A 15,111-nucleotide genomic window follows, 5' to 3' on the forward strand; every position below is an offset into this window, starting at 1 on the left:
GCTTCTGCACGGGGGCTGCTCTGTTTATGCTTTTACATATAATTCTTCAATCATTTCAGGAAGCATCGGTTTATGGAAAAAATAGCCCTGAGCTTGGTTGCATTTTTTGGTTTTCAAAAAAGCCAGTTGTTCCGGCGTTTCCACCCCTTCTGCAATCACATTCAGCTCCAGGTTATGGGCCATCTGAATAATGGTATCAACCAGAGCCGCGTCTTTGGGATTGCTGTGGATATTGCGTGTGAAATGCTGGTCGATTTTTAATGTATCAATCGGGAACATTTTCAAATAGCTCAAGGAGGAATAACCCGTGCCGAAATCATCAATCGACAAATGGATGCCCATAGCTTTCAATTCCTGCATTTTTGAAATGGCGGAAGCTGTTCCTTGGATGATGCTTTCAGTCAATTCGAGTTCCAAAAACTCAGGAGCAAGCCCTGACTGCTTCAAAGCGGATGTAACGATTTCAGCGATATTGCCTTGGGAAAACTGCTTTGCAGAAATGTTTACAGCCACACGGAAAGCTTCTAAACCAGCATTCTGCCAGGATTTATTCTGCTGGCAGGCCGTATGGAGAACGTATTCGCCGATCTGGAGAATCATGCCGTTTTCTTCCGCGATGGGAATGAATTCTGCTGGAGAAATCGGTCCCAAAAGCGAGTGATTCCAGCGGACCAATGCTTCGACGCCGATGATTTTTTCGGATGTGATGTCGATCTGCGGCTGGTAATGGACCGTGAACTCGCCAAGCTCCAATCCTTTGCGGATACTCATGGCAATTTTGGATTTTCGTGAGACCAACTCATTCATTTCGGAAGTGAAGAATTGGAAGTTGTTTCGGCCTTCCTCTTTGGCGCGGTACATGGCGATGTCGGCATTCTTGACCAATATTTCCGGTGACTGGCCATCAGAAGGGAAGAGGCTGCCGCCGATTGACGAAGTAGTAAAGACGGTCTCATCATTTAATAGGAAAGGTTCGTTCAGCGCACCGAGAATTTTTTGTGCAACCGCTTCTGTTTTCGTGTAATCCGCATTCAGCAGCAATACGATGAATTCATCGCCGCCAAGGCGTGCTAGCGTATCTGTTTTTGAAAGGCAGGATTTGATGCGTGTGCTTGCCTCAACCAACAGGCGATCCCCGGTTTGATGGCCATAAGTGTCGTTGATCAGTTTAAATTGGTCAAGGTCCAGATAAAGAATAGACAGCACTTTCCCATTGCCTGCTGCCTGATCGATTGACGACTCGAGACGATCGTTGAATAAGCGCCGGTTCGGCAGTTCGGTCAAGGAATCCAAATAAACGAGATTGCTGATTTTCTCTTCTGTTGCTTTCCGTTCGGTGATGTCCCGGATGATCAAGCTGTAATAAGCGCTGTTCGCCATCTGCCAAGTGCCCATGGACAATTCCACTGGAAATCGGGTGCCATCTTTTTTAAAGCCAATCAATTCAATGGTTTTGCCGATCAGGTCCAATGAATCGTGTTCCGGATGAGTTTGATGTTCGAAAATCATTCGGACATTCTGTTGCTGGATCTCTTCTTTACTGTAGCCGAAAAGCGATTGAGCTCCATTATTCCATTGGCTAATGGTTCCTGCAGCATCTGTAACGACAATGCCGTCTGCAGTGGACTCGATGACCGAGTGGAATTGGCGATCGTAATCGTCTGACAGCGACTTCACTTTCGTCTCACTGCGGATGCTGGTAATGGCAATCAGCAAAATCAGCGCCATCCCAATTCCGACATTATAGGCAATATAACTGCTGCCCATCGTATTTCCGGCCATTGTATGTGTGTGTGAATCCATTTTAAATTGCACAGCTGCCATGCCGACATAATGCATTCCTGAAACGCCTATGGCAATCAATGCTGCACTAACGACTTTCAGTCCAATCAGCTTGTTGCGTGCCCGCGCATAAAACAGCAGGAACATCGCCAGGAGCGAAGCGGCCAAAGCGACGAAAACTGACAGGATAACCAAAGGCACATCGTATTGGATGTTGGCCTGCATCTGCATAGCTGCCATACCGCTGTAATGCATGGCAATAATGCCGATTGTAATCATTATGGCACCTATGGCCACTTCTATTTTGCGGACTTGTGGTTTGCTGGTGATGGCAAAGGCAATTCCGCTGGCAAATAAGGCAGGGAAAATAGAAAGAATGACTAAGGGTGTATGATAAGTGACCTCCACTGATACATGGGAAGCCAGCATGCCGATGAAATGCATGGACCAAATTCCAAGGCCCATGACCAGAGCGCCATGAAGAATCCATTTAACCCGACCTCTGCCGACAGTGGAAAATAATGTGCTGCTTATAGTTAAAGCTGTATAAGCGGAAATGAAAACGACAGCAATGGATAAAATAAATAATGGCCAATCGTAAGATAATGGTAATAAGTTCAAAAATTTCACTCTTTCTTTTAACTTGAATGGGTGTTTAGGGTTAACTATACAGAAAAAACAGGAAGTTATTAATAGATTTATAGATCTATAGTCTATTTATTTTAGCATCTTACTACTGTTTTGATAATAAATTTAAATTTCTGTCAACTCAAGGGTGCTTATTTGCTCAGACTGCTTTATACTGAATAGTAAATGGAAAATAAAGAAAATAATTTGGTCTATTTGTAGAACATTGTTCGGATTCAGCAAAATGTATGCAATGAGTTGTATCAGTCAAAAATGTGGATTGGGAAGGTGAAGAGATGAAAGTCAAAAAAGCGATTATTCCGGCTGCGGGGCTCGGAACACGATTCTTGCCAGCGACAAAAGCCATGCCGAAGGAAATGTTGCCCATCGTTGATAAACCCACTATTCAATACATAGTCGAAGAAGCGATCGCTTCGGGAATTGAAGATATCATCATCGTAACGGGCAAAGGCAAGCGTGCGATTGAAGACCATTTCGATCATGCTTTCGAACTTGAAGATACGCTGTTGAAAAAAGGCAAGACCGATATGCTGGATTCTGTTTTGGAAACATCTACTGTCGAAATCCATTACATCCGACAAAAAGAGCCGCTGGGCCTCGGACATGCTATTTGGTCTGCGCGCCGCTTTATCGGCAATGAACCGTTTGCTGTGTTACTGGGCGATGATATTGTCGAGAACGATGAGCCTTGTCTGGCTCAATTAATGAAGCAAAATGAAGAGACCGGCAAAAGCATCATTGGTGTTCAGCAGGTGCCGGAAGATGAAACCCACCGCTACGGCATCATCAATCCTGTTTCAATTGACGGGAAATTGATCAAAGTTGATAATTTCGTCGAGAAGCCCGCCGCGGGAACGGCGCCTTCGAATTATGCCATTATGGGGCGTTACATCCTGACACCGGAAATTTTTGAGTTTTTGGGCCGCCACCAGCTTGGCGCAGGCGGCGAAATCCAACTGACGGATGCTATTCAAATGCTGAATGAAGTCCAATCGGTCTATGCCTATGAATTTGAAGGACGTCGTTTTGACGTTGGTGAGAAATACGGCTTTATCGAAACGACCATTGAATTTGCGTTGAAGCGCCCTGAATTGAAAGATCGGTTGCTGAAGTTATTTGATGAAAAGTTAAAAGAGTCGTATATCAACGAAAAGTGATGGCCTGTGTATAGATAAAGCAAAGCGCTTCAGCCACTAAGGCGAAGCGTTTTTTTGCCTGCAGCCGGTTATTGCAGCCGGCAGATAATGGTACACTGAAAAGGTTCTATATCCATTGGAATAGGATTTGAAATTTTTATAATCGACTCTAAAAGAAATGAGTGTTTGAAGTGGTGAGAAATTTGAGTTTCAAAAAAATAGCGGTGTGGCTGTTGATGCTTTTCTTCATGGTCGGCTTGCCGCTTGCAACATTGTATGTCAGTGAACGGCTGGTCCGTGAAGTGCTGACTTTGCCGCTGCGGGAATGGGTGGCGGAATTGCCGGAGCGCTTTATGGTCAATGTGCTGCTGATGCTGGCATTATTCAATCTATTGTATATTCTGCCAAGAAAATGGTTCATGGTTACGAGCCTGTTGCTGAGTGGTTTTTTGGTTGTCTTCGCTTATGCCAATCAAGTGAAAATGGAGCTCCGCAGCTCGCCGATCTCAGTCGGGGATTTTGCATTGCTGAAAGAATTGGGCAGTCTGGAGCAGCCGGTTGGCATCAATGTTCCGTTGCTGGCGGGCATTGGTTTGGCTTTTATTGTGTTAGTTGCAGCAATTCTATTTTGTGTACCGAAGCTGAAGGAAAATTGGATTCTGAAGACAGGAGTTTTTCTTGTTTCCGTGTTGTTCCTGGTGATGATGTGGACCGACAAGCCGGCCTCTCCAATGGAAAACGCGAACTTTGAAAATACGTGGTGGAAGTTGGAATTAGCACTGATGCGCAACGGCGTCTTCGGCAACTTCGTCATGCTGGCTAAAAATTCCCGAATTGAACCGCCTGAAGGTTTTTCTGCAGATAACATGAAAACCATTGCGGAAAAGTACCAGCCGGATGAAAGAACGGGCGGAGAAAAACCGAATGTCATTTTCCTGATGAGTGAATCGTTCGTTGATCCATATTTATTTGGGGAGCAGCATTTTGCTAAAGATCCAGTCCCTAATTTCCGCCGTCTCTATAAGGAATCACTGCATGGCGGAATGTATTCCTCAGAATTCGGGGGTGGGACGGCCAATGTAGAATTCGAGGCGTTGACTGGCTTCAGTATGCAGTTTATGCCGGCGAATTTCGTGCCGTACCAGTTGTATATTACCAAGCCGTTGCCGTCCGCGGCTTATGCTTTCAGGGAAGCGAATTATGAAACAACAGCAATCCATTCCTACTTCGGCTGGTTTTACCAGCGTGAATCGGTGTATCGCCAAATGGGCTTTAACCGTTTTATCTCGGGTGAATTCATGGATTTAGACCAACCCAACGATCCCGGAAAAGGGTTTCCAAAAGACAAGCACATAACCGATTCAGTCATAGCGGCGCTGGACAGAACCGAAGGACCGGATTTTATTCATGCAGTGGCTGCTGAAGGCCATAGTCCTTATTACAAAACCGAGCAATCGGAATTTATGAATAGCGGCACGTTGCCGGAGGAAACAAAACAGTATTTAGCCAATTATACGGGGAAAGTACATGGTGCTGATGCCGAACTCGGGCGAATGGTGGAAGAGATCGAAGCGCGTGGCGAGCCGGCAATCCTGGTGTTTTTCGGAGATCATTATCCGTCCTTTTCAGATAATGAAGCGATATATGGAGAAGCGGGCACAGGCATCGCAAACGACATGCTGGGGGATTACGACGATTTTATTGCCACCCATAAAGTGCCGTATTTCATCTGGAAATCCGATGGAAACCAACCCGCAGAGCTGGATGTTACACCTAACCAGTTCAGTGCTTTGGCGCTCGAAATGGCAGGAGTCCAGGGCAATAAGGTGACAGCAATACTGGACGATATGCGTGAACAAGGAGATTCGGTAATTCCGTACAATCAATGGCAAAGTGAAATGGGTCCGCAGACCCAGCAGATGAAAGACCTGCAGATGATCCAATACGATCTGCTTCATGGCAAGCGTTATTCAGAATACTTGATGCCGGACCTTGTCAGAAGGCCTTCTGCGGATTACCACTTAGGGCTTTACCCTGAAATGCATGCGCAGAAAGTGCTGGAAACTACAGATTCCTATGAATTTTATGTTGAAGGGGCTCCCAGATTTTCAGAGGTTTTGGTTGATGGTGAACCTGTTCCTGCAGAATGGCAGTCAGCAGAGCAAGGTTTGGCCGTATTCAGTGTGTTGAAAGATCAAGTGGAAGAAGATGCAGCGATTCAAGTGGTTGTCTACAACTCCAGAGGAGCCGTATTAAAAGAAACGTCTGAATTTACAATTGAAGAAACTGTTGTAACGAGCAGACAGTAAAAGCAGCGGCCGAATTATCGGGCCGCTGCTTTTTCACTAATTGGATAGTATCAGCGGAGTTATCTCCGTAAATTCACATGAAAATATCCTCACATATTTAATAAGTACCCTCCATGAGTATCTGATAAATCATGGAAACTGCAAATGATAAATATTATAAAGATTTGATTAGTCGAAGGCGCCAGCTTATTTGTTTAGGAGGGGAGAGCCATTGTCATATGCTTCTACCTTGCAGTAAAGTTTGTTCCTTTTTCAGTCACTAAACAAAATTTCAGGGATGGATCAACTTGTTTTGACATTAAGTAGTTCAAATAATCTAAAAAATCAGTGTTATCAGTGGAAATTCTCTGGAAGTATGATAAACTATCTAACTATAGATGAAGTAATGTAAACGGTTGGAAATTCAATAAGAATACTGACTTTGCTACGGCAAAGAACAGCTACAAGGAGGCAAGGCCCAGGTGAAAGATATTTACTTTGAACGTGATTATGGGCGTTTATACGAAAAGATTGAGCAGGGGACATGCGAAGTTTTTGAATTCCAGCATCCAGTAGGGAATGTCAGCCATTTGTTCATCAAACGGCTTATTCCGGTATGCATCAATGAAGAGCCCTATTATGACATCAGTACCCCTTATGGCTATGGAGGACCAAGAATCATCAATTGCCAAGAGGGTAGCGAGAGCCAATTGGTTCACGCATTCCACGGCGCTTTTGAGGAATATTGCCGAAAAGAGAACATTGTCAGTGAATTTGTCCGTTTTCATCCTTTATTTACAAATGCACAGGATTTTAACAGCAGCTATGAATTGACATTCCGCCGTTACACTACCGGAACAAACTTGAAGGATTACGAAGATCCGATCAAATCGGAGTTTTCCAAGTCTAAGCAAAAAAGCATCCGAAAGGCGTTGGCGGCAGGCGTGGAGTATAGAGTGACAGTTAATCCGCCCGATTTGGAAGAATTCAAGCGCATTTACTATCGCACGATGGGCAGAAAAAATGCTGAGGCTGTCTACTATTTCAATGATGACTATTTTGAAGAGATGCTCCAGCATTTAGGAAAAAATATTCTATTAGTGGAAGTTCTATATGAAGGCCAAGCGATCGCAATGGGCCTGAATATGGTCTACGATAAATTTATCCACATTCACCTGTCCGGTACCATGGAGGAATTTCATCATCTGTCTCCGGCATTTGTCATGCGCCAGGCACTGGTGATGTGGGGAAAAGAAAATGGAATAGAACTGATCCACGAAGGCGGCGGTGTCACAGGCGAGATCGATGATCCGTTGTACTTGCTGAAAAAACAATTCGGCAAAAATACAGAATTCAAGTACTATGTCAGCTATAAGATATGGAATCAGAAAGTCTATGAATTGCTTTGCAAAACGGTGGGGACAGAAGTGGGCACAGGATCATTTCCGACATATCGTTCAAAGAAGAATCTTGAAGAACCTGTTGTTCCTTAAAAAATCAATAGGCTCTCTAGTAAAAAGTCTGCATCTTGATGCAGGCTTTTTTTATAGTTCGGCAAAAGTGTGGAACGAATAATGATTGGAGGATTGAGTGCTGATGTCAGGTGAAGTTTTCCGATGCCGAATGCTATAATAAAACGAATGCCATTAATCGATTCTACTAGTAAAGGATTTGTAAAATGACTGCATATAGAAGTATTTCCTGGATTGCCGCCTTTTCGTGGATGGCTGTCATTTTTTATTTGTCGCATCAGCCAGGCTCGGCATCAAGTGATTTGAGTTCAGGCATTGTAGCGACGCTATTGAATTTTATCGATCAAGTGGCTCCGAACCTTGAATTAAATGTAGAAAGTTTCCATACCTTCGTCCGGAAAAACGCTCATTTTATGGCGTATTTGTTTTTGAGCTTGTTAAGTTTGAATGCTTGGAAAAGCAGTGGATATCGAGGTTGGAGACAATTGTTTTTGGGTTTTGGGATGTGTGTGTTGTTTGCAGCGACCGATGAAATCCACCAATTGTTTATCGAAGGGCGGAGCGGTGAAGTTAGAGATGTTCTAATTGATAGCACAGGTGCTGCGGTCGGAGTCGTGGTCTACATGATTGCTGCTAAAGTTGTGGGCTTATGGAAAAATAGCGATGATAAGCAGAAAAAAGCGGAATTGTAGTAATTGCCGCTGCCTGTCTTATGTCATTAGATTCATCGATATGCACCTTTCTGTGACAAATGAACCTAGTAAATGCCAAAAATTTATCGTAAGATGGTATAAATAAGAAAAGCTTTATACTTGTTTGGGAGCAGTTTTCACCAAACTAGTATTTTGAAAATCACAAGGAGTAGAGTATGAATGACATCAGCAAGGTTGGAACAAAAGAGGTGGATCGTATGTGGGCTTTAATTACCGGCGGCTTTTTGTTTGTCCTGGCCGTTGTCTTTTCTTTAGGAAAAGCGAGCTCGAAGAGAGAAGATGTGGCCCGTGGCCATCGTCAGGAATTGCTTGCACGAGGAAACGAAACCATGCAGGAAAGCATAGTGGAAACATCCCTGATTGAAGAAACTGAACCCACTAAACTTCATAAAGAGAGAAAAGCGCCACATCCATCAGAACAACTCTAATGGATGTGGTATTTTTTAGGGCTAATTTACTGAATAAATTATAAACATTGAATTTTCAGTTATATAACTGTGATTTTGCACCTATATTCTGTATGATAAGAAGGAAGGCTATTCTGCCTCAAGGAGGTGCATATCATGAAGAAAAACAAAAAAATAGGATCTGTTTTGCTGATGCTCTTAGGAGTTGTGGGACTCGGCTATTTCTTTTTGATGATTGAAAAGTTAACGCAAGGAAATGAAGAAGAGAATGGCCAGGAAAGTTATAGTGCCAATTTAGAAGAAGCAGTTGATAAAACGGTGGAACTTCAAACCGCCATTGATGAGACTCCAGCAGGAGGTACGCTGGAAATTCCGCCAGGCGTCTACAAACTCAGTAAAAACCCTGATAATTTAGCCGTTACTGAATATGGCGAAAGTTATTTTGCTCTAAAGATCTCAAAACCAATTACTATTTTAATGGAGGAAGTCATACTCCAAACAACGGCAGAGGAAGAATATGGGGTATTTTTGATCAATGAAACTGAGGATGTCCATTTAAAAGGCGGCGTTGTAATGGGAGAGCGTGAGCCGACAGAAGGAGAATTAACTTCCCATGTGGGAGTATTGTTTTTTTATACAAACGATAGCTCAATTGAAGGCACCTATCTGAAAAACTTTTCTCAAGGGGTCCACCTCAATCATTCAGATAATAATGTCGTCCGAAAAGTAACTTCAGAGTTCAATCATGGATCAGGCATTATCAGTTTCGACTCCAATAGAAATCTTATTGATTCTTGTGTGGTGAGGAATTCCGGTGACGGCCATTTATCTTTGTATGGAGGTGGCGAAGAGAACCATGTAGTCAATTGCATGGTTACTGAAGACCGCCCGGAATTTACCGATCAGCAGGGCATTACGGTAGAAAGTGAAAAAGGCAGTTTGATTGAAAACAACACCGTCAGCGGTTTTTATTACGGCATCGATGTTAAAAATGGATCGGAAGGGAACATTATCAAATCGAACATCGCTTACGATAATGAGTACAATATTGCTGTACGAGGCGGGGATGGCGGTGCAAATCTCCAACTGCCTAGTTACAACACGCAAATTTTGAACAATATGGTAGTCGATCCACGCGATAAATCTTCATACGGCATCTATGTCGGGGCGGGTGACGGGCATGTCGTGACTGGCAATACCTTGAACCCGGGCAATCTAATTCTGCCTGAGGAAGATTTAGAACTTTATGAAAGCCAAAATTATTTTGTGACGGAAGATGGAAGCTGAACACGTATCCTGTTGGGGCCAGCAATGGCATCAAGGGGAACGTGTTTTTTTATGGACAAAAAGGGGGGCGGCAAAAGAGTATGGAGGTGCGCTCTTTGGTTAGTGAGGTGCGGAAATCGGCTGTTGAGGTGCGCTTGGAGCCAGTTGAGGTGCGTTCAGCCAATTCTGATGGAAATACTTTCATGCAGATTTCCTTCAAATGGTATAATTGAGGCAATAAACATCTTTTATGAGGTAGAGGAGGAAAAAAATTTATGGCAATACTGGTTTGTGGAGGCGCCGGGTACATCGGCAGCCATACAGTGAAGGAATTGGTCGATACATATGAAGTGGTGGTGCTGGATAATTTGACCACCGGTTTTGAATCGTTAATTGATGAGCGGGCGACTTTTGTCAAAGGGGATTTAGGTGATGGCGCGGTGCTTGATCGCATTTTTACGGATCATGCGATCGATGCCGTATTCCATTTCGCGGCCAATAGCCTGGTAGGCGAATCGGTGGAAAATCCGTTGAAGTATTACCGCAATAATGTCAGCGCGACGCTCGTGTTGCTCGAGAAAATGATTGAACATAATGTTAAGCGCTTCATCTTTTCATCAACCGCTGCCACTTACGGAATTCCGGATACGGAGATGATCACGGAAGAAACCGCCAATAAGCCGATCAATCCATATGGCCGCTCTAAACTGATGGTGGAACAGGTTTTGGCTGACATTGCCCATGTCCACGATTTCCAATACGTTGTGCTCCGTTACTTTAATGCGGCAGGCGCGCATGAGTCAGGTACGATCGGTGAAAGCCATGACCCTGAATCGCATTTGATTCCGATCGTGCTTCAGCATCTTTTGGGCCAACGTGAAAAAATTTCAGTATTTGGAACGGACTACGACACGGCTGACGGCACTTGTGTCCGGGATTATATCCATGTCACCGATTTGGCGCGTGCGCATATCCTGTCCTATGAGGGAATGGCCAAAGGGGAAATTGCGAATGAAACGTATAACCTTGGCAACGGAGCAGGCTACTCGGTGAATGAAATCATTAAAGCTTGCGAAGCGATTGCAGAACGGAAAGCGACGATTGAGTATGCCGATCGGCGCGCAGGAGATCCGGCTACATTGGTCGCTTCCTCCACTAAAATTGCAGCGGCTTTGGGGTGGAAACCGGCATTCGATTTGGAAGCCATCATTTCCAGCGCCTGGGCATGGCATTCAAAGTAACAACTAGCAGTTAAAAGAATCCCTTGAGCAGCCAATCGCTCAAGGGATTTTTTGGGCACATAAACGGAGGGCAATTAAATACTTTTACTGATTAAAAGCATGAAAATTAAAATGACATAATTTATTTTCTAAATAGAGCGAATTATCTATATTTAAGACTAATGTTTGTGATAGAATAGGAAAAACAAAGCGAAACTGAGTATATAGTAACGGTTTCGGCTGTGTTCGCTTTCTCCATTTTTGAAATAGCTATTAACCCCCTTTCGCTCAATCCCCAAACTACATTAAGAGGAGAGAAACTTATGAACAAGAATCCGTTAGTCAGCATCGTCTGCACCAGCTATAATCACGGGGATTATATTGCCGAAGCGATCGACAGTTTTTTGATGCAGAAGACAAATTTTGATTTTGAAATTTTGATTTATGACGACGCCTCAACCGATCAAGGACCGCGTGTCATCCAAGAGTATGAAAATCGCTATCCTGATCTGATTAAGCCGATTTACCAAACTGAAAATCAATACTCTAAAGGAGTCCGTGTGGAAATGTTCAACCACAACCGGGCGAACGGAAAGTATATCGCTGTTTGTGAAGGGGACGATTATTGGACAGACCCTTATAAATTGCAGAAGCAGATCGATTATATGGAGGCACATCCGAATTGCAGCATGACTGTCCATGCGGCCGACCGGGTTTTATCGGATAAGAAAAAAATCCTTTCAACTGTGCGGCCCGAGAAGACCAATGCCATTTTATCCATGGAACGTGTAATAGAAGGCGGAGGAGACCTAGTGGCAACAAATTCGATGGTTTATTCAAAGGAAAAAATCACGGAATTGGCTCCGTTTTATTTAAATGCGACGGTAGGGGACTATCCGATGGTTATTTTGGCTGCGCTTCATGGGACGGTGGATTATTTGGATGACAATATGTCCGCTTACCGTGTCGGGGTGAAAGGTTCCTGGACAGAACGTGAGCTGGCCACCAGTATGAAACGCATCAATCATTATCACGACATGGAAAAAATGTTTGATGAGATCAATGAATATACGAATTTTCAATATAGCGATGCATTGGAAAAAGCGAAACGGGGATACCAATTTTCGCTTTTGGTGGAGCAGAGGAAATTCAAAGAAGCGAAAAGCGGCGAATTTCGGCAAATCTATTTGGAACTTGGCATAAAACAACGTGTCTTGATGGGGATGAAGCGCTATTTCCCGAATGTTACTGAAAGCATCCGCAAAGCAAAGTGGAAATTTGTCCAGTAAATAGAACGGCAAGAAGGACTGGGGGATAGGAGACCGTTAAATGGAACCACAACCATCGTTGAAGAAAAAAACAATTGGCGGTCTGATGTGGAGTTTTGGAGATCTGATAGGCAACCAAGGCATACAGTTCCTCATCCAGATTATTTTAGCGCGGTTGTTGTTGCCCGAACATTTTGGATTGATCGGTATGATTCTGGTATTTATCGCCTTGTCGAATTCATTGGTCGACAGTGGATTTACACAAGCTTTAATCCGCGAACGCCACGCCAACCAAACGGATTATTCGACCGTCTTTTATTTTAATCTGTTTGTGTCACTCTTGATTTATTTGATCTTGTTCATGGCTGCTCCGGCCATCAGCCGTTTCTTCGACGAACCGCAGCTGGTGGCATTGGTCCGGGTACTATCGATTGGAATCGTCATTAACGCATTTGCCGTCATTCCAAAAGCTATGTTCGCCAAAGAAGTAAACTTTAAAACGCAGGCCAAAATCAATTTAAGTTCCAGTATCTTGTCCGGTCTTTTTGCGGTGGGATTGGCATTGGCAGGCTACGGGGTTTGGAGTCTGGTGCTGCGGCAATTATCGATGAATGCCATCCAGTCTCTGTTGTTCTCGCTGACGAAAAAGTGGTTGCCTTCTTTGGTGTTCAGTATGTCTTCGTTCAAGCGTCTATTCGGATTTGGCTGGAAACTTCTCGTCTCAGGATTGATCGATACCTTCTATACGAATGTCTATTTCCTGATTATTGGCAGGCAATATTCAGCGGCACAGCTGGGCTATTATACCAATGCCTCCCGTTTCAGTGAAATCGTTTCGCAGAATTTGGCGGCGACTATTTTGCGGGTGACTTATCCGGTGCTCAGCAGCATCCAGGATGAACACGAACGCTTGAAACAATCCTATAAAAACATCACCAGGCTTGCCGCTTTCCTCATTTTCCCGGTAATGGTTGGCATGGCTGCAATAGGGGAACCTTTAGTATTGTTGGTGTTTGGCGAAAAATGGCTGCCGATGGTGCCTTATTTCCAATTGCTGTCCATCGCTGGGATGCTGTACCCCATTTTGGCGCTCGATTTGAGTATTCTGCAGGTGAAAGGGCGATCGGACCTATATTTATACTTAGAGATCATCAATAAACTTTCGTTGACGATTCTTTTGTTCCTTGCAGTATGGCTGGAATTGGGGGTCATTGGATTGATCGGAGCAGCTATTTTAAATACGTACTTGGAATTCTTCGTCAACAGCCATGTCTCTAAACGGGAAGTGGCTTATCCGGCTACGGAAAAATTAGGTGACCTCCTTCCGATTTATTTGATTTCGTTTGGGATGGGTGCTGTAGTGTGGCTGATCGGTCAGCAAGTTGAAGGGAATCTTCTTTTCCAAATGGTCTTGCAGGTAACTGCTGGAATCTTTATTTATATCGCCGTTTGCCGGATCGCAAACATTGGCGAACTGAGAACGGTTTATGGATTGATTAGTTCCGTTCTTGCTCAAAAAAACAAACGGTAAGCAGGATTATCTGCTTACCGTTTGTTTTTTGGGCCACCGATATGCTGGGAAAAGTTCGCTTTCTGTATCGGTATTTGTCAGCTGATTCAATTGCTCGTATATTTGTTCGTTCCAGATTTTATTGCCTACGTAATAGTCGAATTCGGTATTTTTACCAAATCTTTTTTTGAATACATAGAGGGAGTCGTCCGGACCGGGATGGACGCCGCCGCCGGAATGGATATATTCCACTCCATGTTCTTTTGCCCACTCGACGATGGCGTAGGTCATGACATAAACAGGGGATAAATGATTGAAGCCGTCCACAGTTCCTGATAGATGTGTATGGACAAACGCCCCCGTGTGAAAATGCATTTCTGCTCCAATCACTTGGGAGTCGTAGATGGCCTCAACTATTATCAGGTGTTCGCCTAGATTATCGATGATTTTGGAGAAGTACTGCTTGTCGAAAAAGTAGAAGTCTCCAGCGCCGACGCGCTTCATCGTCGTCAAGTAGATGTCCTGAAACTCGTCTAAATTAGAAGGATTTCTGGTGATCCGGTAAGTCACGCCGTCCTTTAACGCTTTACGGATTCTCTTTCGGGTTGAACCTGAAAACTCTTCCTGCACCGGATCTTCGAAACCTTTCAAAGTGACGCCGGTGGTGTGGCGTCTGAACAAAACGTTATAGCAGGATTTGAAATCCAAAGCATTGTCAATAAGCGGGTGGAAGCGGACAAATTCCGTAACAATCTTATGGCCATCGCAATAAACTTGAAAAGCCTGACAAAAATGTTTGACCAGTTCATCTTTGCGCGTGTCATCTTTCAGTTCCGTGATGACTGGCCCCCCATAACCGTAGGGGGTGAGCAGATCAAAGTATGGCCCGCCTTCCAGTTGGATAGGAATTTCCCGTTTAATGAATTGATGATAAACAGACCCCAAAGGATGTTCGAATTCGAAAACTTCACAAGTTCCTCCTTCGATATGCTCATACAACTGGGCATAATCTTTTATGAAAAATAAATCTCTCAAATCAAAACCTCATTTCTTCGTATATTTTGATGTGGATTCACGCCTTCACGAGTAGTGCAGACTGCAATCTAAGAGAAAATTCTGCTATGTCAGCAGCTGCATACTGAAGATGATTGATATTACTAAATTTTCAATTAAATTTAACTTCATACCGATTGTAACGAAAAAAATAGGTAAATGCTAGTGGTAATTTTGTTTTTGTCAAATTCATATAAGGAAAAGTAAGCAGTAAGAAAGGAAAAATTGTAATTTAAGTTTTTTATGAGGTATTAGTATTCAGAAAAATGTGCATTTTTAGAAAAAATATTCTATACTAAAGAATATGAAGTTCAGGGTGGATCGGCAATTTTAATCTTCAATTGCATA

11 protein-coding genes are annotated in these 15,111 nt (G+C 43.6%); 9 read left to right on the top strand and 2 right to left on the bottom strand.

From position 1 onward, the window contains the following. Window positions 1-24: 24 nt before the first annotated feature. Window positions 25-2,412, bottom strand: coding sequence for an EAL domain-containing protein (locus tag QMA01_RS00465; protein WP_422766028.1), 2,388 nt, complete (start codon window positions 2,410-2,412; stop codon window positions 25-27). Window positions 2,413-2,705: 293 nt separating this feature from the next. Here QMA01_RS00465 and galU point away from each other — a divergent pair, with 293 nt between their 5' ends. The 9 genes from galU (at window position 2,706) to QMA01_RS00510 (ending at window position 13,731) form a co-directional block, all read left to right on the top strand. Further along, window positions 2,706-3,587, top strand: a complete 882-nt coding sequence (gene galU / locus QMA01_RS00470; RefSeq protein ID WP_290214073.1) for a UTP--glucose-1-phosphate uridylyltransferase GalU — start codon at window positions 2,706-2,708, stop codon at window positions 3,585-3,587. Between the two features lie 182 nt (window positions 3,588-3,769). Then, window positions 3,770-5,875 carry an LTA synthase family protein gene (locus QMA01_RS00475; protein ID WP_290214074.1) on the top strand — a complete coding sequence of 702 codons (2,106 nt, stop codon included), beginning with the start codon at window positions 3,770-3,772 and terminating at the stop codon, window positions 5,873-5,875. A gap of 461 nt (window positions 5,876-6,336) precedes the next feature. After that, a complete protein-coding gene (locus QMA01_RS00480) occupies window positions 6,337-7,347 on the top strand; it encodes a GNAT family N-acetyltransferase (protein WP_290214075.1) in 1,011 nt (336 codons plus the stop codon). 185 nt (window positions 7,348-7,532) lie between these two features. Further along, window positions 7,533-8,018, top strand: coding sequence for a VanZ family protein (locus QMA01_RS00485; protein ID WP_290214076.1), 486 nt, complete (start codon window positions 7,533-7,535; stop codon window positions 8,016-8,018). 176 nt (window positions 8,019-8,194) lie between these two features. Further along, entirely contained in the window at window positions 8,195-8,467 is a 273-nt protein-coding gene (locus QMA01_RS00490) for a hypothetical protein (protein ID WP_290214077.1), read from the top strand. Window positions 8,468-8,602: 135 nt separating this feature from the next. Continuing rightward, a complete protein-coding gene (locus tag QMA01_RS00495) occupies window positions 8,603-9,733 on the top strand; it encodes a right-handed parallel beta-helix repeat-containing protein (RefSeq protein WP_290214078.1) in 1,131 nt (376 codons plus the stop codon). 254 nt (window positions 9,734-9,987) lie between these two features. Further along, window positions 9,988-10,953: a UDP-glucose 4-epimerase GalE gene (gene galE / locus QMA01_RS00500; protein ID WP_290214079.1), complete on the top strand. Its 966-nt coding sequence runs from the start codon at window positions 9,988-9,990 to the stop codon at window positions 10,951-10,953. Between the two features lie 302 nt (window positions 10,954-11,255). Beyond that, window positions 11,256-12,221, top strand: coding sequence for a glycosyltransferase family 2 protein (locus QMA01_RS00505; protein WP_290214080.1), 966 nt, complete (start codon window positions 11,256-11,258; stop codon window positions 12,219-12,221). Between the two features lie 40 nt (window positions 12,222-12,261). Further along, window positions 12,262-13,731, top strand: coding sequence for a lipopolysaccharide biosynthesis protein (locus QMA01_RS00510; protein ID WP_290214081.1), 1,470 nt, complete (start codon window positions 12,262-12,264; stop codon window positions 13,729-13,731). Window positions 13,732-13,737: 6 nt separating this feature from the next. On the opposite strand, the gene QMA01_RS00515 is transcribed toward QMA01_RS00510, so the two are convergent. Continuing rightward, window positions 13,738-14,745 (bottom strand): GNAT family N-acetyltransferase, encoded by a 1,008-nt coding sequence (locus QMA01_RS00515; RefSeq protein WP_290214082.1) that lies wholly within the window; start codon window positions 14,743-14,745, stop codon window positions 13,738-13,740. Window positions 14,746-15,111 lie beyond the last annotated feature (366 nt).

Source organism: Planococcus notacanthi, assembly GCF_030407825.1.
GTDB classification, from domain to species: domain Bacteria; phylum Bacillota; class Bacilli; order Bacillales_A; family Planococcaceae; genus Planococcus; species Planococcus notacanthi.

Excerpts from the sequence above, each read along its gene's own strand:
- galU (WP_290214073.1), top strand. The coding sequence starts at position 2,706 with ATGAAAGTCAAAAAAGCGATTATTCCGGCTGCGGGGCTCGGAACACGA.
- QMA01_RS00485 (WP_290214076.1), top strand. The coding sequence starts at position 7,533 with ATGACTGCATATAGAAGTATTTCCTGGATTGCCGCCTTTTCGTGGATG.
- QMA01_RS00490 (WP_290214077.1), top strand. The coding sequence starts at position 8,195 with ATGAATGACATCAGCAAGGTTGGAACAAAAGAGGTGGATCGTATGTGG.
- QMA01_RS00495 (WP_290214078.1), top strand. The coding sequence starts at position 8,603 with ATGAAGAAAAACAAAAAAATAGGATCTGTTTTGCTGATGCTCTTAGGA.
- galE (WP_290214079.1), top strand. The coding sequence starts at position 9,988 with ATGGCAATACTGGTTTGTGGAGGCGCCGGGTACATCGGCAGCCATACA.
- QMA01_RS00505 (WP_290214080.1), top strand. The coding sequence starts at position 11,256 with ATGAACAAGAATCCGTTAGTCAGCATCGTCTGCACCAGCTATAATCAC.
- QMA01_RS00510 (WP_290214081.1), top strand. The coding sequence starts at position 12,262 with ATGGAACCACAACCATCGTTGAAGAAAAAAACAATTGGCGGTCTGATG.